20 protein-coding genes are annotated in these 21,207 nt (G+C 62.9%); 13 read left to right on the top strand and 7 right to left on the bottom strand.

Annotation, left to right across the window (positions count from 1 at the left end; translation table 11 throughout):
* Window positions 1-58: 58 nt before the first annotated feature.
* On the bottom strand, window positions 59-925 hold the full coding sequence (locus B348_RS0109675) for a LysR substrate-binding domain-containing protein (protein WP_026136691.1): 867 nt from the start codon (window positions 923-925) through the stop codon (window positions 59-61).
* Between the two features lie 131 nt (window positions 926-1,056).
* Between B348_RS0109675 and B348_RS1000000131735 the strand changes: the two genes are divergently transcribed.
* Together B348_RS1000000131735 and ccoM are read left to right on the top strand one after the other, a co-directional pair.
* A complete protein-coding gene (locus B348_RS1000000131735; RefSeq protein ID WP_003172386.1) occupies window positions 1,057-1,218 on the top strand; it encodes a hypothetical protein in 162 nt (53 codons plus the stop codon).
* A 143-nt stretch (window positions 1,219-1,361) separates the two neighbouring features.
* Window positions 1,362-1,475: a cytochrome c oxidase subunit CcoM gene (ccoM, locus tag B348_RS1000000132090; RefSeq protein ID WP_017735918.1), complete on the top strand. Its 114-nt coding sequence runs from the start codon at window positions 1,362-1,364 to the stop codon at window positions 1,473-1,475.
* A gap of 249 nt (window positions 1,476-1,724) precedes the next feature.
* Here ccoM and B348_RS0109660 read toward each other — a convergent pair whose 3' ends face one another.
* The gene (locus B348_RS0109660) at window positions 1,725-3,200 is read right to left on the bottom strand and encodes an inorganic phosphate transporter (protein ID WP_026136690.1); all 1,476 of its coding nucleotides are present in this window, start codon (window positions 3,198-3,200) and stop codon (window positions 1,725-1,727) included.
* Window positions 3,201-3,523: 323 nt separating this feature from the next.
* Complete coding sequence (locus B348_RS0109655) at window positions 3,524-3,724, bottom strand: hypothetical protein (protein ID WP_003172389.1); 201 nt, start codon at window positions 3,722-3,724, stop codon at window positions 3,524-3,526.
* A gap of 502 nt (window positions 3,725-4,226) precedes the next feature.
* On the opposite strand from B348_RS0109655, the gene pcaR reads away from it, so the two are divergent.
* The 11 genes from pcaR (at window position 4,227) to pcaC (ending at window position 15,035) form a co-directional block, all read left to right on the top strand.
* Window positions 4,227-5,069: a pca regulon transcriptional regulator PcaR gene (gene pcaR / locus B348_RS0109650; RefSeq protein WP_017735916.1), complete on the top strand. Its 843-nt coding sequence runs from the start codon at window positions 4,227-4,229 to the stop codon at window positions 5,067-5,069.
* 152 nt (window positions 5,070-5,221) lie between these two features.
* Window positions 5,222-6,562 (top strand): MFS transporter, encoded by a 1,341-nt coding sequence (locus B348_RS0109645; protein ID WP_017735915.1) that lies wholly within the window; start codon window positions 5,222-5,224, stop codon window positions 6,560-6,562.
* A gap of 285 nt (window positions 6,563-6,847) precedes the next feature.
* Entirely contained in the window at window positions 6,848-7,705 is an 858-nt protein-coding gene (locus tag B348_RS0109640; protein WP_017735914.1) for a CoA transferase subunit A, read from the top strand.
* Entirely contained in the window at window positions 7,705-8,484 is a 780-nt protein-coding gene (locus tag B348_RS0109635) for a CoA-transferase subunit beta (protein ID WP_017735913.1), read from the top strand. Before B348_RS0109640 ends, B348_RS0109635 begins: the two co-directional genes overlap by 1 nt.
* Window positions 8,481-9,683 (top strand): 3-oxoadipyl-CoA thiolase, encoded by a 1,203-nt coding sequence (pcaF, locus tag B348_RS0109630; protein WP_177325325.1) that lies wholly within the window; start codon window positions 8,481-8,483, stop codon window positions 9,681-9,683. Before B348_RS0109635 ends, pcaF begins: the two co-directional genes overlap by 4 nt.
* A 17-nt stretch (window positions 9,684-9,700) precedes the next feature.
* Entirely contained in the window at window positions 9,701-10,405 is a 705-nt protein-coding gene (gene pcaH / locus B348_RS0109625) for a protocatechuate 3,4-dioxygenase subunit beta (protein ID WP_017735911.1), read from the top strand.
* Window position 10,406: 1 nt separating this feature from the next.
* On the top strand, window positions 10,407-10,973 hold the full coding sequence (pcaG, locus tag B348_RS0109620) for a protocatechuate 3,4-dioxygenase subunit alpha (RefSeq protein WP_017735910.1): 567 nt from the start codon (window positions 10,407-10,409) through the stop codon (window positions 10,971-10,973).
* A gap of 189 nt (window positions 10,974-11,162) precedes the next feature.
* Window positions 11,163-12,458 (top strand): MFS family transporter, encoded by a 1,296-nt coding sequence (locus tag B348_RS0109615; RefSeq protein ID WP_017735909.1) that lies wholly within the window; start codon window positions 11,163-11,165, stop codon window positions 12,456-12,458.
* 10 nt (window positions 12,459-12,468) lie between these two features.
* Complete coding sequence (locus tag B348_RS0109610; RefSeq protein ID WP_017735908.1) at window positions 12,469-13,824, top strand: 3-carboxy-cis,cis-muconate cycloisomerase; 1,356 nt, start codon at window positions 12,469-12,471, stop codon at window positions 13,822-13,824.
* A gap of 10 nt (window positions 13,825-13,834) precedes the next feature.
* Window positions 13,835-14,626, top strand: a complete 792-nt coding sequence (gene pcaD / locus B348_RS0109605) for a 3-oxoadipate enol-lactonase (RefSeq protein ID WP_017735907.1) — start codon at window positions 13,835-13,837, stop codon at window positions 14,624-14,626.
* 10 nt (window positions 14,627-14,636) lie between these two features.
* Complete coding sequence (gene pcaC, locus B348_RS0109600) at window positions 14,637-15,035, top strand: 4-carboxymuconolactone decarboxylase (RefSeq protein ID WP_017735906.1); 399 nt, start codon at window positions 14,637-14,639, stop codon at window positions 15,033-15,035.
* A 314-nt stretch (window positions 15,036-15,349) separates the two neighbouring features.
* Here the strand turns inward: pcaC and B348_RS0109595 are convergent, their stop codons facing one another.
* From B348_RS0109595 to B348_RS0109575, 4 genes are all read right to left on the bottom strand, one after another.
* Window positions 15,350-16,249, bottom strand: a complete 900-nt coding sequence (locus tag B348_RS0109595; RefSeq protein ID WP_017735905.1) for a polysaccharide deacetylase family protein — start codon at window positions 16,247-16,249, stop codon at window positions 15,350-15,352.
* 85 nt (window positions 16,250-16,334) lie between these two features.
* A complete protein-coding gene (locus B348_RS0109590; protein WP_017735904.1) occupies window positions 16,335-17,585 on the bottom strand; it encodes an OprD family porin in 1,251 nt (416 codons plus the stop codon).
* A gap of 144 nt (window positions 17,586-17,729) precedes the next feature.
* Window positions 17,730-19,337 (bottom strand): J domain-containing protein, encoded by a 1,608-nt coding sequence (locus B348_RS0109580; RefSeq protein ID WP_017735902.1) that lies wholly within the window; start codon window positions 19,335-19,337, stop codon window positions 17,730-17,732.
* 11 nt (window positions 19,338-19,348) lie between these two features.
* Entirely contained in the window at window positions 19,349-21,046 is a 1,698-nt protein-coding gene (locus tag B348_RS0109575) for a molecular chaperone HscC (protein ID WP_017735901.1), read from the bottom strand.
* Between the last annotated feature and the right edge of the window lie 161 nt (window positions 21,047-21,207).

Genomic DNA, 21,207 nt, shown 5'->3' with positions numbered 1-21,207 from the left:
TGTCGGCCGGGATCATTGGCGACAAACGGATAGATCTCACCCGACGCATCGAAAAAACTCACGCGTCGCGGCAAGCGTCCTGCAGCCATTGGCTGAAACATTCGGCCGCCGCGCTGGCGGGGCCTTGGGGGGCGATCAGCCAGTAGCCGATGTCACTGTGATACGGCGGCCACTCGAACGCTTCCACCAGGCTGCCGTCCTTGAGCCGACGCTCGATCAAGCGGTGGCGGCCCATGGCGATGCCCTGGCCGGCCACGGCGGCTTCGACCACGATGTTGTAGTCATGCAGCATCACGCGGGGATGGCTGGCGAGATCGACGTGGTGGTGCTCGGACCAATCGGTCCACTCGAACGGCCGGTGGGAGGTGGCCATCAGCAACGGGCTGTCATGCCGGGCCTTGAACGCCGGGCTGCACACCGGCGAGATCACTTCCGCCATCAGGCGCGTGGCCTGCACATCGGGCCAATCGCCCTTGCCGTAACGTATCGCCAGGTCCACCTCGGCGGCGGCGACATCAGCCAGTTGAATTGCCGGTAACAACTCCACCTGGATATGCGGGTAGCGATGCAGAAAGTCGGCCAGGCGCGGCGCCAGCCACAAGGTGGCGAAAGAGGCGAGCAGGCCGATGCGCAGCACCGTGGTGCTGGGCGCGGTGCGCTGGGTGCGGGTGGCGGCCGCGATGGTGTCGAGGGCAGGGCGGATTTCGGCGTAGTAGCGTTGGCCGTCGCCCGTCAGGTCAATCGCCCGGGTGCGTCGGATAAACAGCGGTTTGCCCAGGTGCTGCTCAAGTTTTTGCACTTGATGGCTCAGTGCGCTCTGGGTCACCGACAGCTCATGCGCCGCCTTGCTAAAACTCAAGTGCCGCGCCACGGCTTCAAAGGCGCGCAGGGCCAGCAAGGGCGGAAGGTCCTTGTGCAGTGCCACTTGAGTGCGCTCCGTTGCCTGAGGGAAGGGCCGATTTTGGGCGATGGCCTGCATTTTGTCGCCCGCTGATTTGCCGTCGGGCGGGGCAGGACGCATTATTGAGGCATTCCCGCCACAACGTAAGCCAAGCCATGAGCGATGACGACAAGCTGATCGACCTGAACGCCGAACGTGCCAAGCGCGTGCACGACCTTAACGACAAGCGCCTGAACGAAGTGCGCCAGGCCTTCGAGCAGGCCATGCCGTTGGGCAAGGCCAAGAAGAAACCAAAGAACAAACCGAAAAAGCGTTGAGACAGCCTGCATCTGTTGATGCAGGTCAGTTATTACCCTTCTTTACGCCCCGTTGTGGGCGACATTGATCCCCGTCAATTTTCCAATCCGCCTTCTCGATTAACTTAGCCCTATCGCAACAGGGCAAGTGCAGGAGGCCGGTCATGTTTTTCGATAATGTGGTTTTTGCCGGAGTGCTGACTGTCAGCCTCATGGTGCTGTTTTTTGTAGGGTTTGGTTTTTTTATCTGGAAAGACGCGAATAAGCGGAAAAAATAAGTCTTTCTGGATTACATGAGCACGCAAGGCATTTTGGGCGACTTCGGTCGCCCTTTTTTTTGCCCGTTAGTTCGTGATCGTTCCCACGCTCTGCGTGGGAATGCATCCTGTGACGCTCTGCGTCGCAACTTCAAGAGTGGACGCAGAGCGTCCAGGCCGGCATTCCCACGCGGAGCGTGGGAGCGATCACCAGGCAATAAAAAAGGTGCGACCCTCGCGGATCGCACCTTTTTTAATACAGGCGGCTTATCAGCTGCCCAGCGCCTTGGACGCCAGCCAGAACAACCCGGCCGACAGGCCAACGGTCGCTGGCAGGGTCAGCACCCAGGCCATCAGGATGGTCTTGACCGTCCCGCCTTGCAGGCCGCTTTTGTTCGCCACCATGGTACCGGCCACACCCGACGACAGTACGTGAGTAGTGGACACCGGCAGTGCAAAGATGTTGGCAAAGCCAATCATGGTGGCCGTGGTGATCTGCGCCGACATGCCCTGGGCATAGGTCATGCCCTGCTTGCCGATCTTCTCGCCAATGGTCAGTACCACACGCTTCCAGCCCACCATGGTGCCCAGGCCCAAGGCCAGTGCGACGGCGAGGATCACCCAGAACGGTGCGTACTCGGTGGTGGCGGTCAGGTCTTTGCGCAGCTTGTCCAGGTCGGACTTCTCACGTGCTTCCAGGCCCGGCAGCTTGCCGACTTTCTTCGCGGTGTCGTCCAGGCAGAGCAGGTAGCGACGTACTTCGATGCGGCGATCGGCGGTCAGCGAGTGGTAGTCGGACACACCTTTCAACGTATCCAGCAGGGCGTTGATGGTCGGCTCGGTCTGTTGCGGGTTGCAACGGAACTTGCCCGGCAGGTCGTCCTTCACGCTTTTGCCCAGGGCCAGGAACTCACCGAGGGTCTCGTGGTTGCGCTGGTAGAACTGGTTGAGGTGCAGGGTGGCGTCGCGGGTACGCTCGATCTGGTAGGTGGTGCTGCCCAGGTCGAGGACGAACTGCGCCGGCACGATACCGATGAGCACCAGCATGATCAGGCCGATGCCTTTCTGGCCATCGTTGGAACCGTGCACGAAGCTCACGGCCATGGCCGAAATCACCAGGACCAGGCGGTTCCAGAAGGGCGGGTGCTTCTTGTCGTCAAGCTTGCGGCGCTGGTCCGGCGTCTTGTGCATCTTCGACAGTGGGCGCCACCATTTCAGGCCGATCAGCACCAGGGCTGCGACCAGGAAGCCGGCCATTGGCGAGAACACCAGGGACGCACCGATATCGATCGCTTTCTGCCAGTTCACACCGTCAGCCAGGGGGATATCGTTGATCAGGGCGTTGGCCAGGCCGACACCGAGGATCGAGCCGATCAGGGTGTGGGAGCTGGAGGCCGGGATACCGAAGTACCAGGTGCCCAGGTTCCAGGTGATCGCCGCCGCCAATAGCGAGAAGACCATGGCCAGGCCGTGGCCCGTGTTCACATTGATCAGCAACTCCACCGGCAGCAAGTGCACGATGGCGTAGGCGACACCGACACCACCGAGCAACACGCCGAGGAAGTTGAACACCCCGGAGAAGAACACGGCCAGGTGCGGCGGCATGGCTTTGGTATAGATGACTGTGGCCACCGCGTTAGCGGTGTCATGAAAGCCATTGATGAACTCGAAGGCGAGGACAAAGGCCAGGGCGAGCAGCAGGCTCACTAGAACCCAAGCATCCAGTCCGCTGAATAAATCGATCATGAAGGTTTTCTGACCCGGTCGTAAGGGGGCGCGATTATGCCAGAAAACCTCGGTAATCGATGCATTAGCTGCTCATCGGTAGCAATCTTCATTGAAATGCCAGGGGCGGGAGGCGTTCATCCCAGGGTTTTCGGGGCTTTGGCAAGTCTTTGATTTATAAAGTGAGGGCGCGTTTCTGGGAGGAAATGCCACTGAATCGGCATGTCTGAAACATTTGTATGAAATTTCGTTTGCGACGATAGGACGCGTGCCGAATCTATCGCGGCCCTCGGCTGGCAATGCGCCAGCTGAGGTGGCAAGTGCCGCAGCTCAGGTCGAAGGGCTTATGGCTCTTCGGCCTTGAGTTCCTGTTCAATCTTTTGGATTTCCTGGGCAAACGCCTGATCGAGCAAGCTGGCGCGTTTACGCCAAGGTTTACGCTCGGGTTCAGGCTGCGCGGCGTAGGTGGTGACTTCCCCGCCGTAAACGTCCTTGTAACGTTGTTCCTGGCGCTCAAGTTCCGCGCGCAGTTCATCTTTCGTCACTGTATTACCTAATATGAGTTGAGTTTGATTATTGTGCAGTGGCGTACCGGAAAGTCGCTGACAGGTTGTTCGAAGTTGAACGGTTTAACGTTCAAGTCCGAGTGAGTGGCCTGAGGTCGATACTTTAAGCGGTTACTTGTGACCGACGATGCACACTGAATGCATCGCCTGGCGAGCTCTGGCCCCGATAATGAAACCGGGTTGACCTCTGCACAGGTTGCAGTATAGCGGCGCATTTTAAGAACACTATCACCATAAAGTTAAAAATTGCCAACTTCGTGTGAGCGTTTTGTTACTTAAGCGCGTCAGTCGATTGCGGAAAATCTGGCGTCAGAAAGTTTTCATCCTCGAACAAGAGCCTGGCGCTGTAAATTGCGATAATCGGAAGAGTGTCCGATAATCGCCCAGTGTCACTGCCCCGGCGTTGTGCAGTGCGCCCTGTGCGGCTTGTAATAGCGGCCAAACGCGATGACGGTTGAAAACAAGAAAAAGGACTCATGAAATGAACGATCAATTGCGCAACTCCTTCGCATCAGTGGCGCCACCGATCGTGGCGTCACCGGCCAAGCGCATCCAGGCGTTTACCGGCGATCCCGATTTCATGACCTCCCTGGCCCGCGGCCTGGCCGTGGTGCAGGCGTTCCAGGAACGCAAGCGCCACCTGACCATCGCCCAGATCAGCCATCGCACGGAAATCCCCCGCGCCGCCGTGCGCCGTTGCCTCTACACCCTGATCAAGCTCGGCTACGCCACCACCGATGGGCGCACGTATTCGCTGCTGCCCAAGGTGTTGACCCTTGGCCATGCGTACCTGTCGTCCACGCCGTTGGCGGTGTCGGCGCAGCCTTACCTGGACCGCATGAGCGAGCAGCTCCACGAAGCCTGCAACATGGCCACCCTCGAAGGCGATGACATTCTCTACATCGCCCGTTCCGCCACGACCCAGCGCCTGATCTCGGTGGACCTGTCGGTGGGCGGGCGCCTGCCGGCGTACTGCACGTCCATGGGCCGCATCCTGCTCGCTGCGCTGGATGACGCGTCCCTGCAGGACTACCTCGACCACGCCGACCTGCAAACCAAGACCAGCCGCACCCTGACCACCCCGGCCGCCTTGCTCGAATGCCTGCAACAAGTGCGGCAGCAGGGCTGGTGCATTGTCGATCAGGAACTGGAGCAGGGTCTGCGCTCCATCGCGGTGCCGGTGTATGACGCCTCCGGTCAGGTGCTGGCCGCGCTCAACGTCAGCACCCACGCCGGCCGCGTCAGCCGCAGCGAGCTGGAGCAGCGTTTCCTGCCGAGCATGCTCAGCGCCAGCCGCGAGCTGAGCGCGCAGTTGTTTACCTAAGCTGTTCGCTGATCGCACAGATCCCGGTTTGATCAATTGACGATGTTTCCCCCGGCTTATTACTGTGCGGCAGCGCTCTAGGGCGCCGCCTCACTCAATAATAACGACGGCCCCAGGTCGTCAGCCCGCCCATCGGTGTGGAAATAACAATAATGAATCAATCGTCTGTTGGTACGACCCTGGACGTCCAGTCCTTCATCAACGCCCAGCCACTGTCGCGATACCAATGGCGCGTGGTGATCCTGTGTTTCCTGATCGTCTTCCTCGATGGCCTCGACACGGCGGCCATGGGCTTTATTGCGCCTGCACTGTCCCAGGATTGGGGCATCGACCGTGCCAGCCTCGGCCCGGTGATGAGCGCCGCGCTGATCGGCATGGTGTTCGGCGCCCTCGGCTCCGGCCCGTTGGCCGACCGGTTCGGGCGCAAAATGGTGCTGGTGGGCGCGGTGCTGGTGTTTGGTGCGTTTAGCCTGGCCTCGGCCTACGCCGCCAACGTCGACCAGTTGCTGGTGCTGCGCTTTCTCACCGGGCTTGGCCTCGGGGCCGGCATGCCGAACGCCACCACGCTGCTCTCCGAATACACCCCCGAGCGCCACAAATCCCTGCTGGTGACCAGCATGTTCTGCGGCTTCAACCTGGGCATGGCCGGCGGCGGGTTTATCTCGGCCAAGCTGATCCCGGCATTTGGCTGGCACAGCCTGCTGCTGATCGGCGGCATCCTGCCGTTGATCCTCGCGGTGGTATTGCTGGTGTGGCTGCCGGAGTCGGCGCGTTACCTGGTGGTGCGCAATCGCGGCACCGACAAAGTGCGCAAGACCCTGGCACCCATCGAGCCGAACATCGTCGCCCAAGCCAGCGACTTCAGCGTGCCCGAGCAAAAAACCGTGAAGGCGCGCAACGTGTTCGCGGTGATCTTCTCCGGCACCTACAGCGCCGGCACCTTGCTGCTGTGGCTCACCTACTTCATGGGCCTGGTGATCGTCTACCTGCTGACCAGCTGGCTGCCGACCCTGATGCGCGACAGCGGCGCCAGCATGGAGCAGGCCGCGTTTATCGGCGCGTTGTTCCAGTTTGGCGGGGTGCTGAGCGCCGTCGGCGTGGGCTGGGCGATGGACCGCTTCAATCCGCACAAGGTCATCGGCACGTTCTACCTGCTGGCTGGGGTCTTTGCCTACGCGGTCGGGCAGAGCCTGGGCAATATCACGCTACTGGCGACCCTGGTGTTGATCGCCGGGATGTGTGTCAACGGCGCGCAATCGGCGATGCCCTCGCTGGCGGCGCGGTTTTACCCGACCCAGGGGCGTGCCACCGGGGTGTCGTGGATGCTCGGGATTGGGCGGTTCGGCGCGATTCTCGGGGCGTGGATGGGCGCAACGTTGTTGGGGTTGGGTTGGAATTTCGAGCAGGTGCTGACGGCACTGGTGATTCCGGCGGCGTTGGCCACGGCGGCGGTGGTGATCAAGGGCATGGTCAGCCATGCGGATGCGACTTGAGGCTTAGCGCTGATCTTATGGCGGCAGGGCTTGTGTGGGAGCTGGCTTGCCTGCGATAGCGGTCTGTCAGTTGATGAATCAGGTGCTGATCCACCGCTATCGCGGGCAAGCCCGCTCCCACAGTGGGGGCTGTGCATTGAGGAAAGTTAGCCAGGCAACAATCAGTTCGATTATCGAACACTTAGTCGATTATCGGATTGTTACAGCCATTTCCCCGACTTAATCTTCAATGCACTTCGGCGCCACCTCTGCGCCTTTTTCGATCCACACCGGGAGCCCGACCCCATGGCTGAAATGCTCACCCTGACCGACGCGGTAAAGCGTTTCGTGAACGACGGCGATACCGTTGCGCTCGAAGGCTTCACCCACCTGATCCCCACGGCGGCGGGTCATGAAATCATTCGTCAGGGCAAGAAAGACCTGACGCTGGTGCGTATGACGCCTGACTTGGTCTATGACCAATTGATCGGTGCCGGCTGCGCTCGCAAGCTGATTTTCTCCTGGGGCGGCAACCCGGGCGTGGGTTCCCTGCATCGCCTGCGCGACGCGGTCGAGAAGCAATGGCCGCAACCGCTGGAGATCGAAGAGCACAGCCACGCCGACCTGGCCAACGCCTACGTCGCCGGCGCTTCCGGCCTGCCGTTCGCGGTGCTGCGTGCCTACGCCGGTTCCGACCTGCCCAAGGTCAACCCACTGATCAAGACCGTGACGTGCCCGTTCACCGGTGAAGTACTGGCGGCCGTGCCGTCGGTGCGTCCGGATGTGACGGTGATCCACGCGCAAAAGGCCGACCGCAAGGGCAACGTGCTGCTCTGGGGCATTCTCGGTGTGCAGAAGGAAGCGGCCCTGGCGGCCAAGCGTTGCATCGTCACCGTCGAAGAAATCGTCGATGACTTGAATGCGCCAATGAACAGCTGCGTGTTGCCGACCTGGGCCCTGACTGCGGTGTGCCATGTACCCGGTGGTGCGCATCCGTCCTACGCCCACGGCTACAACGAGCGCGACAACCGCTTCTATCAGGCGTGGGACCCCATCGCCCGCGACCGTGAGACCTTTACTGCCTGGATCGACGAATACATCCATGGCACCGCCGACTTCAGTGAATTCCAGGCCAAGCTGGCCACTGCACAGGGGGCCAAGTAATGGCTTACTCCACCAATGAAATGATGACCGTCGCCGCCGCGCGTCGCCTCAAGAATGGCTCCGTGTGTTTTGTCGGCATCGGCTTGCCCTCCAAGGCCGCCAACCTCGCGCGCCTGACCTCGTCGCCGGACGTGGTGCTGATCTACGAATCCGGCCCGATCGGCGCCAAGCCGAGCGTATTGCCGCTGTCCATCGGTGACGGCGAGCTGGCGGAAACCGCCGACACCGTCGTCCCTACCGGTGAGATCTTTCGCTACTGGCTGCAAGGCGGGCGCATCGACGTCGGTTTCCTTGGCGCGGCCCAGGTCGATCGCTTCGGCAATATCAACACCACCGTGGTCGGTGATTACCACCAGCCCAAAGTGCGCCTGCCGGGTGCCGGTGGTGCGCCGGAGATCGCCGGCTCCGCGAAGAGCGTGCTGATCATCCTCAAGCAGTCGGCGCGCTCGTTTGTCGACAAGCTGGATTTCATCACCTCGGTAGGGCACGGCGAAGGCGGCGATTCACGCAAGCGTCTGGGCCTGCCGGGCGCCGGGCCGGTAGGGATCATTACCGACCTGTGCATCATGGAACCGGAAGAGGGCACCCATGAATTTGTCGTCACCGCGTTGCACCCAGGGGTGACCCGCGAGCAGGTGGTGGCCGCCACTGGCTGGGCGATTCGTTTTGCCGAGCAGGTCAGCACCACCGCCGAACCGACAGACCTGGAACTGACTGCTTTGCGTGACCTTGAAGCGCGCACTGCGGCGGCCCACGGCCAAGCGCCTGGAGAAGCCTGATGCGCGATGTATTTATCTGTGACGCCATCCGCACCCCCATCGGCCGTTTCGGCGGTGGCCTGGCCACGGTGCGTGCCGATGACTTGGCGGCCCTGCCGATCAAGGCGCTGATCGAACGCAACCCGTCGGTGGATTGGAGCGCGGTGGACGAAGTGTTCCTCGGCTGCGCCAACCAGGCGGGCGAAGACAACCGCAACGTCGCGCGCATGGCGCTGTTGCTGGCGGGGCTGCCGGAGAGCGTTCCGGGCGTCACCCTCAACCGCCTCTGTGCCTCGGGCATGGACGCCATCGGCACGGCCTTTCGCGCCATTGCCAGCGGCGAAATGGAACTGGCGATTGCCGGCGGCGTGGAGTCGATGTCCCGCGCGCCGTTCGTGATGGGCAAGGCCGGCGCGGCGTTTTCCCGCGACATGAAGCTGGAAGACACCACCATCGGCTGGCGTTTTATCAACCCGTTGATGAAGGCCCAGTACGGCGTGGACGCGATGCCGCAGACCGCCGATAACGTTGCCGATGACTACAACGTATCCCGCGCCGACCAGGACGCCTTTGCCCTGCGCAGCCAGCAACGTACTGCTGCCGCACAAGCCGCTGGGTTCTTCGCCGAGGAAATCGTGCCGGTGCGGGTCGCCCATAAAAAAGGCGAGACCCTGGTGGAGCACGATGAGCATCCACGGGACACCACCCTGGAAGCCCTGGCCAAGCTCAAACCGGTGAACGGCCCGGACAAGACCGTGACGGCCGGCAATGCTTCCGGCGTGAACGACGGCGCGGCAGCCTTGATCCTCGCGTCCGCCGAAGCGGTGAAAAAACACGGCCTGACCGCCCGCGCCCGTGTCTTGGGCATGGCCAGTGCCGGCGTTGCGCCGCGTGTGATGGGCATCGGCCCGGTGCCAGCCGTGCGCAAGCTGGTGGAACGCCTCGGCCTGGCGGTCACCGACTTTGACGTCATCGAACTCAACGAAGCCTTCGCCAGCCAAGGCTTGGCGGTGCTGCGTGAACTGGGCATCGCCGACGACGCGCCGCAGGTCAACCCGAACGGCGGCGCCATCGCCCTCGGCCACCCGCTGGGCATGAGCGGTGCACGGCTGGTATTGACCGCCCTGCACCAATTGGAAAAAACCGCTGGCCGCAAAGGCCTGGCGACCATGTGTGTGGGCGTCGGCCAAGGTCTGGCCCTGGCGATTGAACGCATCTAATAAGAGAGGATTGCTCCATGAGTGACAAGCCCGGTTACCGGCGCCCGCAAGCGGGCACCCAACCTGATTACCTGCACCCGGCCTACCAGTCGACGAACGTGCGTTCGCCGTCACAGCCGTTGGTGTTTCTGCCCCATTCCTTGTCGGAAATCACCGGCCCGACCATCGGCGCCGAGCGCATCAACGCGAAGGACAACGACCTGACCGCCCAGCATGACGGCGAGCCCCAGGGCGAACGCATCATCATTCACGGGCGTGTGCTCGATGAAAACGGCCTGCCGGTGCCGGGCATCCTGGTGGAGATCTGGCAGGCCAACGCCGCCGGTCGCTACAACCACAAGCGTGACCTGCACGACGCACCGCTGGACCCGAACTTCACCGGCACCGGCCGCACCGTCACCGACGCCGACGGCTGGTACCAGTTCCAGACCATCAAGCCCGGCGGCTACCCGTGGGGTAACCACCACAACGCGTGGCGCCCGGCGCATATCCACTTTTCGCTGTTCGGCCCCAGCGTGCTGACGCGCCTGGTCACGCAGATGTACTTCCCCGGCGACCCGCTGCTGGAATACGACCCGATCTACAACTGCGTCCCGGACACCCGCGCCAAGGAGCGCTTGATCGCCCGTTTCGACCTGGAAAAAACCATTCCTTCCTATGCCCTCGGCTACCGCTGGGACATCGTCCTGCGCGGCCGCGACGCCACGCCGATGGAGAAATGAGATGACACTCAACGCGACCACGTCCCACACCGTCGGGCCGTATTACCACATCGGCCTGACCTGGCTGAACCGCGAAGACCTGACCACCGCCGCCACCCTCGGTGAACGCGTGGCGATCAGCGGGCAAGTGCTGGACGGCAACGGTGAAGTCGTCAACGACGCCATGCTGGAAGTCTGGCAGGCCAACGCCGCCGGCAAATATGACCACCCGGAAGATGAGCAGGACAAAGCGCTCGACCCGAACTTCGAAGGCTTTGGCCGGGTGCCGGTGGATGCCGAAGGGCGGTTTCGCTTTACCACCATCAAGCCGGGCGCCGTGCCGGGGCTGAAGGGCACGACCCAGGCGCCGCACCTGGTGGTGCTGGTGTTTGCCCGTGGCTTGGTGAAGCACTTGCTGACGCGGATTTATTTTGACGGCGAGCCGATGAACGGGGATGACCCGTTGCTGGCGTGCGTGCCGGCTGCGCGACGTGAGACCTTGATTGCCAAGCAGGATGCAGCGGGTGTGCATCAGTGGAATGTGGTGTTGCAGGGGACCGATAAGGAGACGGTGTTCTTCGATTATTGAGTGGGCCTTGAGGGCCTCATCGCAGGCAAGCCAGCTCCCACAGTTTGATGTGTGAACGCCGTCAAAGGTGGGAGCTGGCTTGCCTGCGATAGGGCCCTCCCTGTCCCCCCACCTCCAAAGGTCTTGTTGCGGAACGAGCTTGTTGCAAAGTATGTCTAGGCTATAACCGTTCCCACTGAGTGAAAAATCATGACAACAACCACCAGTCACTACACCGGAGAAGAACGCCGCAAACGGATATTTGCGATTGTCGGGGCCTCTTCCGGCAACCTCGTCGAATGGTTCGACTTCTACGTCTACGCCTTCTGCGCCATCTACTTCGCCCCCGCCTTCTTCCCGTCGGACAACCCCACCGTGCAGCTGGTGAATACGGCCGGTGTATTCGCCGCCGGTTTCCTGATGCGGCCCATCGGCGGCTGGCTGTTCGGGCGCGTGGCTGACAAGCACGGCCGCAAGAACTCGATGATGATCTCGGTGCTGATGATGTGCGCCGGCTCCCTGGTCATCGCCTTTTTGCCGACCTATAACGACATCGGCGTCTGGGCACCGATCCTGCTGCTGATCGCGCGCCTGTTCCAGGGCCTGTCCGTGGGCGGCGAATACGGCACCACCGCGACCTACATGAGTGAGGTGGCGCTCAAGGGCCAGCGTGGGTTCTTCGCCTCTTTCCAATACGTGACTCTGATCGGCGGCCAATTGCTGGCGGTGCTGGTGGTGGTGATCCTGCAACAGATCCTCACTGAAGAAGAGCTGCGCGCCTGGGGCTGGCGGATTCCGTTTGTGATCGGTGCCATCGCGGCGGTGATCTCCCTGTTGCTGCGCCGCACCCTGAAGGAAACCACCAGCAAGGAAATGCGCGAAGACAAGGACGCCGGCAGCATTGCCGCGCTGTTTCGCGACCACAAGGCGGCGTTTATCACGGTGCTGGGCTACACCGCGGGCGGCTCGCTGATTTTCTACACCTTCACCACGTACATGCAGAAGTACCTGGTGAACACCGTCGGCATGCACGCCAAGACGTCGAGCTACATCATGACCGGCGCGCTGTTCCTGTATATGTGCATGCAGCCGCTGTTCGGCATGCTCGCGGACAAGATCGGCCGCCGTAACTCGATGCTCTGGTTTGCCGGCCTTGGCACCTTGTTCACCGTGCCGATCCTGCTCACCTTGAAAACCGTCAGCAGCCCGTTCCTGGCCTTTGTGTTGATCACCCTGGCCCTGGCGATTGTCAGCTTCTACACCTCCATCAGCGGCCTGGTCAAAGCGGAAATGTTCCCGCCCCAGGTGCGCGCCCTGGGTGTGGGCCTGGCGTATGCGGTGGCCAATGCGATCTTTGGCGGCTCGGCGGAATTCGTCGCGCTGAGCCTCAAGTCCATCGGCATGGAAAACAGCTTTTATTGGTACGTCACGGCGATGATGGCCATCGCGTTCCTGTTCAGCTTGCGCTTGCCGAAACAGGCGGCGTATTTGCACCACGACTTGTAAGGGACGGGTTATGACACTGCGCACGAGCAATCAACTGTTCGACGCTTACTTCACGGCGGGCAGCATGGCCGAGGTGTTCTGCGATCAGGGACGCTTGCAGGGCATGCTGGATTTTGAAGCCGCGTTGGCCCGGGCCGAGGCGAAGGTCGGGTTGATCCCGCAAACTGCCGTCGCGCCGATTGCCCAGGCGTGCCTGGCCTCGCTGTACGACGTCGATGCCCTCGGCGTGGCGATTGCCACGGCGGGCAATTCGGCGATCCCGCTGGTGAAGGCGCTGGGCAAGTTGATCGCCAGTGAAGACGCTGGCGCCGAACGTTATGTGCACCTGGGTGCCACCAGCCAGGATGTGATGGACACCGGGCTGGTGCTGCAATTGCGTCAGGCGCTGGTGCTGATCGAAACGGACCTGGCACGACTGGGCGATATCCTGGCCGCACAGGCCCAACGTTATGCCGACGTGCCGCTGGCCGGACGCACCTGGTTGCAGCATGCGACGCCGGTCACGCTGGGGATGAAAATCGCCGGTTGGCTGGGGGCGGTGACCCGCAGCCGTCAACGCCTGGCCGAGCTGAAACCGCGCTTGCTGGTGCTGCAATTCGGCGGCGCATCCGGCACGCTGGCTGCGCTCGGCGAACAGGCACTGCCGGTGGCGCAAGCGCTGGCCGATGAGTTGCAACTGAGCCTGCCCGAACAACCCTGGCACACCCAGCGCGATCGACTTGTGGAGTTCGCCAGCGTGCTCGGCCTGATCGCCGGCAGCCTGGGCAAATTGGGGCGCGACATCAGCCTGTTGATGCAGACCGAAGCGGCCGAGGTATTCGAACCCTCCGCGCCGGGCAAAGGTGGCTCGTCCACCATGCCGCACAAACGCAACCCGGTGGGCGCCGCCGTGCTGATCAGCGCCGCCACCCGCGTGCCCGGGCTGGTGGCGACAATGTTCAGCGCCATGCCTCAGGAACACGAGCGCAGCCTGGGCCTGTGGCACGCCGAATGGGAGACCCTGCCGGAGATCTGCCGGCTGGTGTCCGGCGCGCTGCAACAGGCGTTGCTGGTGAGCGAAGGTCTGGAGGTCGATCCTGAGCGCATGGCGCAAAACCTCGACCTGACCCAAGGCCTGGTGTTGGCCGAAGCCGTGAGTATCGTGCTGGCCCAGCGCCTGGGCCGTGAGACCGCGCACCATCTGCTGGAACACTGCTGCAAACGCGCCGTCGCCGAAGGGCGGCACTTGCGGGCGGTGCTGGCGGACGAACCCCAGGTCACCGCTGAACTGTCAGCGACCGAACTCGACCGCCTGCTCGACCCCGCCCATTACCTGGGGTTGGCCCGTACCTGGGTCAGCCGCGCCATCACCGAACACTTCTCTTGAGGAGACCACCGTGGCCTTTGTACAACTCGCCGACGGCGAACTGCATTACCAACTGGACGGCCCCGTGGGCGCGCCGGTCCTGGTGCTGTCCAACTCCCTGGGCACCGACCTGCACATGTGGGACATCCAGATCCCGGCATTCACCGAGCACTTTCGCGTGCTGCGCTTTGATACCCGTGGCCATGGCAAATCCCTGGTCACCCCAGGGCCCTACAGCATCGAGCAATTGGGCCGCGACGTGATCGCGCTGCTGGACGCGCTGGATATCCCGCGCGCGCATTTCTGTGGCTTGTCCATGGGCGGCTTGATCGGCCAGTGGCTGGGTATCAATGCGGGCGAGCGTCTGCACCGTTTGGTGGTGTGCAACACCGCTGCCAAGATCGGCACGCCTGAGATCTGGAACCCGCGCATCGAGATGGTCCTGCGCGACGGCGCGGCGGCGATGGTCGCCCTGCGCGATGCGTCGATTGCGCGCTGGTTCACTGCCGACTTTGCGGCGGCCAACCCGCACCAGGCCAAGCAGATCACCGACATGCTGGCCGCCACATCCCCCGCAGGTTACGCCGCCAACTGCGCCGCCGTGCGCGATGCGGATTTCCGCGAGCAACTGGCGTTGATCAAGGCCCCGACCCTGGTGATCGCCGGCACCGACGACGCCGTTACGCCACCGGAGGGCAGCCACTTTATCCAGAACCATGTGCAGGGTGCCGAATACGCCGAGTTCTATGCGGCGCACCTGTCCAATGTCCAGGCCGGCGCTGCGTTCAGCGACCGGGTTATTGAATTTCTGCTGGCCCACTGAGGAGCTTTTTGTGGACGAGAAACAACGTTACGCCGACGGCCTGCAAGTGCGCCGCGAAGTGCTGGGCGATGCTCATGTCGACCGCAGCCTCAATGCCTTGACCGAGTTCAACAGCGAATTCCAGGACATGATCACCCGCCACGCCTGGGGTGACATCTGGACCCGCCCGGGTTTGCCTCGGCACACCCGCAGCCTGATCACCATCGCGATGCTGATCGGCATGAACCGCAATGACGAGCTGAAGCTGCACCTGCGCGCCGCCGCCAGCAATGGCGTGACCCGTGCCGAGATCAAGGAAGTGCTGATGCAGAGCGCGATCTACTGCGGGATACCGGCGGCGAATGCGACGTTCCACCTGGCCGAATCGGTATGGGATGAATTGGGCGTGGAATCCCGCCAACCCTCCTGAACCTGAAATGCGATCAACTGTGGGAGCTGGCTTGCCTGCGATGGCGGTGCATCAGCCAGCAACTGTTTAGCTGACCCACCGCCATCGCAGGCAAGCCAGCTCCCACATTAATTGCAGGGTGTCAGTGGGGATTGGTGTCCTACAACCAGTGCGGGGCAGCAGCGGCGAATGCCACTTACACCAACCCTCCTGAACCTGAAATGCGATCAACTGTGGGAGCTGGCTTGCCTGCGATGGCGGTGCATCAGCCAGCAACTGTTTAGCTGACCCACCGCTTTCGCAGGCAAGCCAGCTCCCACATTAACTGCAGGGTGTCAGTGGGAATCGGCATCCCACACCCAGTTCCACACGCCCGGCAGGTGCACCGGTTCACTCACATCCTTCACCGTGCGGGCCAGTGCGGCGCGTTCGAGTTGGGCCGTGTCGGTGTAGAACGGCTCGGCCGCCGTCTTCATGCCGTTGATCCGTGCGCTGTCCAGCAGGATCTGCAAGTACTCCTGAATGTGCCGCGCCGTGTAGCGGTTGATGTCGTGAAACGTCACCACCACCGGAATCACCCCGTCCACCGTCGGCAATTCCTCCAACGCAATGCGCTCGCGCACCACCGACAGTTGCCGGTACAGGTTGGCCCGACGGCGCGGGCTGCCGTTGAAGCCCCAGATCTTGCCGTCATTGGCACTCAAGTCGGTCAGCAGCACGTGCATGCCATGCCGCTGGTAGGCGGCGAAGGTGCGGCGGTCGTAGTTCCAGAACGGCGGGCGCACCAGCAGGGGCGGGCGGCCGGTGATCGAGGCGATGTCGGCCGCGCCTTGGCTGAGGGTGCTTTCCAGCTCGGCGTCGTTCAGCCAGCGATGGTTGGTATGAAACGTCGTGGCCGTGTGGAAGGCCAGGATGTGCCCGCCGGCGTACTCGCGCTCCATGGTCTTGCGCCCACGTGAGCTGCCACCGGAGCGTGAGGATTCGGTCTGCAGGAAGAACACCGCCTTGATACCTGGCAGAGTCGGGTTGTGCGCCAGGTCAGCGACCACCGAGCGGCTCGGGTTGTTGTAGCCGGAGGCGCTGGGGCCGTCATCGAAAGTCAGCAGGAAACGGATCGGCGCCTGGGCTTGCAGGCGTTGTTCGGTTTGCGGCGTGAGGGCGATGGGGGCACCGATGCAGCCGCTGAGGCTCAAGGCCAGGGCAAGCAGGGCGCACGCTAAAGCGAAGGATTTCATGGTGTGCAGGGGCTCAAATAAAAAGCCGCTGCTGATTTAGCTCAGCAGCGGCAGGCGCGCACCATACAGCAAGGTCGATGACGGTTTACAGCAGACTGATCGGGTAACTGACGATCAACCGGTTTTCATCAAACTCATTGTTGCTGTAGTCGCGGCGCATGCTGGAATTGCGCAGGCGCACTGTGAGGTTTTTCGCCACGCCGCTCTGCACGGTGTAGCCCACTTCGCTTTCGCGGCCCCATTCCTTGCCGTCGGTGATGGTGCCGGTGTGCACGTTGCTGCCGCTGATGTAGCGGTTCATCAGGGTCAGGCCGGGCACGCCGAGGGCGGCGAAGTTGTAGTCGTGGCGCAGTTGCCAGGATTTTTCCTCGGCGTTGTCGTAGCTGGAGTTGTAGCTGTCGTTGGCCAGGGTGCCGCCGCTGGTGCCGTTGACGCGCATCCAGGCGTTGTTGCCGGTGAGTTTTTGCAGGCCGACGTAGAAGGTGTTGCCGCCGTACTTGGCCGAGAACAGGCCGGACCAGGTCTTGTTGTCGAGGCTGCCGGCGCGGGCGCTGCCGTCGTCCTTGCCGTAGAAGAAACCGAGGTTGGCGCCCAGGGTCCAGGCGCCCAGGGGCTGGCTGTGGATCAGGTTGACGAACTGCTGGCGGTAGATGTCCTTGAGCTGGGCGTTCCACAGGCCGACCTGGGTGCGCTTGTCGTTGAACGCATATTCAGCGCCCTGGAAGTTGAAACGGTCGGAGGTGAAGGCGGTTTTGCCGACCATCGACATGTCGTTCATGCTGCTGTCGTCGCGCGGGCTGTTGGCGCGGAACTGGCCGCCGTAGAGGGTCAGGCCGTCGATCTCTTTGGAGGTGATCTGCCCGCCGCGCAGGGTTTGCGGCAGGGAGCGGCCATCGTCCGCGCGCAGGATCGGCAGCACCGGCATCCATTCGCCGACCTTCAATTCGGTCTTCGAAATCTTCGCCTTGAACGCCACGCCCAGGCGCCCGAACTCGTCCGCCGGGCGGCCGTCGTGGTCCAGTGGCAGCAACTGGGTGCCGCCGGTGCCACGTCCGCCATCGAGCTTCAATGAGTACATGCCCAGCACATCCACGCCGAAACCCACCGTGCCCTGGGTGAAGCCGGACTTGGCGTCAAGGATGAAACTCTGCGTCCACTCCTGTGCGCCGCCCTGGGTCTTGGTCGGGTTGGTGTAATTGCGATTGAAGAAGAAATTGCGCAGGTTGAGGTTGGCGCTGGCGTCTTCGAGGAAGCCGTGTTCTTCGGCGACGACGGGCAAGGCAAGGCTGGTGACGGCGGCAGCCAGCAACAGCTGGCGAGGGCGGAACGTGCTCATGGCGTTGAACCTATTGTTATTGGAGGTTGTGCAGGTGCGGGCCATGGTGCGGGGCGGGGTGCAAGCGGTTCAATCGGGGGAGGGCGGGTTGTGGGCGATGATCGCACGCAAGTTGCCGGGCACTGCGGCCCGGCGTGTTTGTGCCTAGAGAACGTGCGTCAGGCTGGTCCAGGGAATCTCGGGCAAGTAGCGCTGGCACAGCAGGGTGGCAGGTACCATCACCGCGAGGAACGCCACTTGCAACGGGCTCCAGTGCGCCCAGTGCAAACCGCTGAACCACGGGTAATAGTGCTCGACGTGCTCGCTGACCTGACCGATGCGCTTGGCGTGCAGCACATGGATCAGGATCATCCCGGCGTACGCCAGCATGCCCATCACCCCCAGCAGCATGCCGAAGAACACCAGCAGGCACAGTTGTGGGACACCGTGGCGCAGCACCAGCCACTGCTGATGCGGGTTGAAGCGTTCGGGCAGCAGGCGCTGGGTCAGCCACAGGTCGGCGATGATCAAGCGTGAGGTCACGGCCGCCCACAGTTGGGTGGCACGGATCGCGAGGAAGGCCGGAATGACCGTCAGCAGCACCACCAGGATCGCTTCGGTGGACAGTGTTTTGGTCTCGGGGACGAGGGCCAGTCCCGTGGCCAAGGCGAGCGCGCCCCACAGCCGGATCCAGCTGCGATGGGACACCGGGCGCGGGAGGAATTTGCGCCAGAAAAACACGTCGGCCTGGGGCAGGCGCTCCAGCAGTTGCGGATAACGCCAGTTGAGGGTTTCGGCCAGCTGTTGGCAGGCGTGCCAGTCGTTGTCACTGAACTGCGCGGTCATCCAGCTTTGCTGGGTGTCGGACAGGGGCGTCAGCAGCAGGCGCGCGGCCATGGCATCGGCGGATTTCCAGGTGGGGTCCTGGGCCTTGGCTTGCAAGTGTTCGTAGAAACTCTCCTGCTCGCAGCGCGCGACCAGCTCGCGCCACATCCAGACGGGTTCCGGGTACACACCTTTCTGGTCGTCCCAGCCGAACGACTGGCACACGCGCTCGAACAGCGGCACGCTCCAGGTGGTGTCGTGGAGCAGGTGCAGGATGATGCGTTGCCACTGTTGTTGCAGGTCGAACACCCGCAGCCAGGCTTGGTTGCCGTACTGCGTGAGCTGGGTGATGAACTCGCGTTCGGCCTTTTGCTCCAGCAGTTCCTGCAAGGTGCGGCGGTAGTCCTGGAGCAGTTCGCCGGTCAGCGCATCGTGCTGCCAGCGGGTCATGGTCACCTGTTGCCAGGGTGTCAGCCATTCCAGGTGGTGCACCGCCCAACCGGCAATCGCACCGCGTTCGCCGGGGCTGTCGAAGCAATGGCGCAACAAGCCGGCCTGGAACGCGTCGCTGCAGCCTTGCTGCTGCGCCAGGGCCCAGCGCTCGTCGAGATTGTGCAGGTTGAGGCCGCTGATCAGCGCCTGGGCCGGGTCGGGCTCTGGTGTTTCAAGCGGGGCTGGGTGCAGGGCGCTGACGTCCATCAGCTCGGCGAGGTCGTTGAGGTTGCCGTAGGCCTGTGCGGCCACGGGCTCCTCCACGCGGGTGTCGTCTTCTTCCCAGTCAGCCCGCCAGCGGGCGTAGGCCAGCGCTTCTTCGTAGGCTTCGCGCAGGCGCTGGAAACCTTCGGCGTCATCGTCCGGGCGGCAGCTTTTGAGCAGCCGCGCGTAGGTGCGCTTGATGGTGCGCTCGTCGGTGTCTTCCGGCAGTTGCAATACGGTCCAGCAATCCATGGGGTGTTTCCTCAGCGCCAGAACCCGTTGTCGAGCTGTTCGAGTTGGCGGGTCAGTTCGCTGCGGGCCTCGCGGATGCGTCGCTCGTCCTGGGTGTCGAGCACCTGCTGGAACTGCGCGGCCCAGTGGCCGAGCTGTTCGCGCAGCTCGCCGAGGTTTTCCTGGTAGAGCCGTTCGAGGCGGGCAGTGAGCACGGTGTTGACCTGCTGGTCGCGCGGGTGGACCTTCAACAGCGCCAGGGCTTGCAGGCGTTGCTGGATTTCGTCCGGGCTCAATACGCCGGGGTTGTTCTCGATCACCAGGGAGTGTTGTTCGCCGGTCAGCGGGATCTTCACCTGGGCTTCCAGCAGGCCGTTGTTGTCGTAGGTGAAGCGCACGTCCAGCGAGACCTCGCCGGCCTTGCGCTTGGGCACGGCAATGTCCAGTTGGCCGAGCTCGATGTTGTCTTTGACCAGGCGACTTTCGCCCTGGTAGATCTTCAGCAGCACCTGGCTCTGGTTGTCGTGCAGGGTGACCACGCTTTTGACCCGGCTGACCGGCACGCTGCTGTTGCGTTCGATCAGCGGCAGGTAGTGACCGCTTTCGATATGGCCACCATATTGGTGCGAGGTTTCGATGCCCAGGGTGTAGGGGCAGACGTCGGTCAACACCACTTCTTCCAGCGCTGCCGAGCGCGCTTTAAGCGCGGCCTGGATTGCGGCGCCGTGGGCGACCACCTGGTCCGGGTCGAGGCTGATGGACGGGAAGCGCCCGAACAAACCAGCGGCGAGCTTGCGCACCAGCGGCATGCGTGTGGTGCCGCCCACCAGGAGGATTTCATCAAGGTCGCCGACACGAATCCGCGCATCGCGCAGGGCCCGCTCGATGGGCGCGCGCAGGCGCTCCAGCAGCGGCGTGTAGAGTTTGGCCAGTTCCTGCTGGGTGATGGTCTTGACCCACTGCTGGCCGTCGACGCGCAGGGCGAATTCGGCGCTGTCGTCCTGGCCCAGGGCCTTGCGCACGCGCTCGGCTTCACGGCGCAGGGCGTGCAAGACGCTGCTGGTGGGTGGGAACCCGGCGGCGTGGCGCTGGCTGTCGACGAAGTGTTCCAGCAGCAGGGTGTCGAAATCTTCGCCGCCGAGGAAGTTGTCGCCGGCGCTGGCGCGTACTTCCATCACCCCGTCGAACAGCTCGATGATCGACACGTCAAAGGTGCCGCCGCCAAGGTCGAATACCAGGAACGAGGTTTCCTTGTCGCGCTGATGCAGGCCGTAGGCGAGGGCGGCAGCGGTGGGTTCGTTGATCAGCTTGTCGACGTTGAGCCCGGCCAGTTCGCCGGCGATGCGCGTGGCTTTGCGCTGGCCGTCGCTGAAGTAGGCGGGCACGCTGATCACGGCGTCGGTGACGGTGTGGCCGTAGGTGCGTTCGATGTCTTCCTTGAGGCTTTTGAGCACCAGGGCCGAGAGTTCTTCGGGGCGGAATGAGCGGTCGCCCAAACGCACTTCGGTGGCGCTGCCCATGTAGCGCTTGAACAGCGAAGTGGTCAGGTGCGGGTGGGTGTGCAGGCGTTCCTTGGCGGCCTGGCCTACCAGGATGCGGCCTTGGTCATCCAGGCCCACCACGCTGGGGGTGAGCAATTCACCCAGGGCATTGGGCACCATCTCGGCGGCGTCACCGCGCCAGACGGCGGCGAGGCTGTTGGTGGTTCCCAGGTCGATTCCTACGATCATTACGACAAGCTCCCTCTGTGGTCTGTAAGAATCTGTGACCAATTTTATCCTGAAAGGTTAAACGAAATGCAAGGTGGTGGGTTTAGGGGGAGGTTGCCTGGTGGGATTGGGCCGAGCGCCGCTGAACTCATGTGGGAGCTGGCTTGCCTGCGATAGCGGTG

The organism is Pseudomonas sp. CBZ-4, from assembly GCF_000346755.1.
Taxonomy (GTDB): Bacteria; Pseudomonadota; Gammaproteobacteria; order Pseudomonadales; family Pseudomonadaceae; genus Aquipseudomonas.
This window is presented reverse-complemented; position numbering and strand designations above follow the sequence as displayed.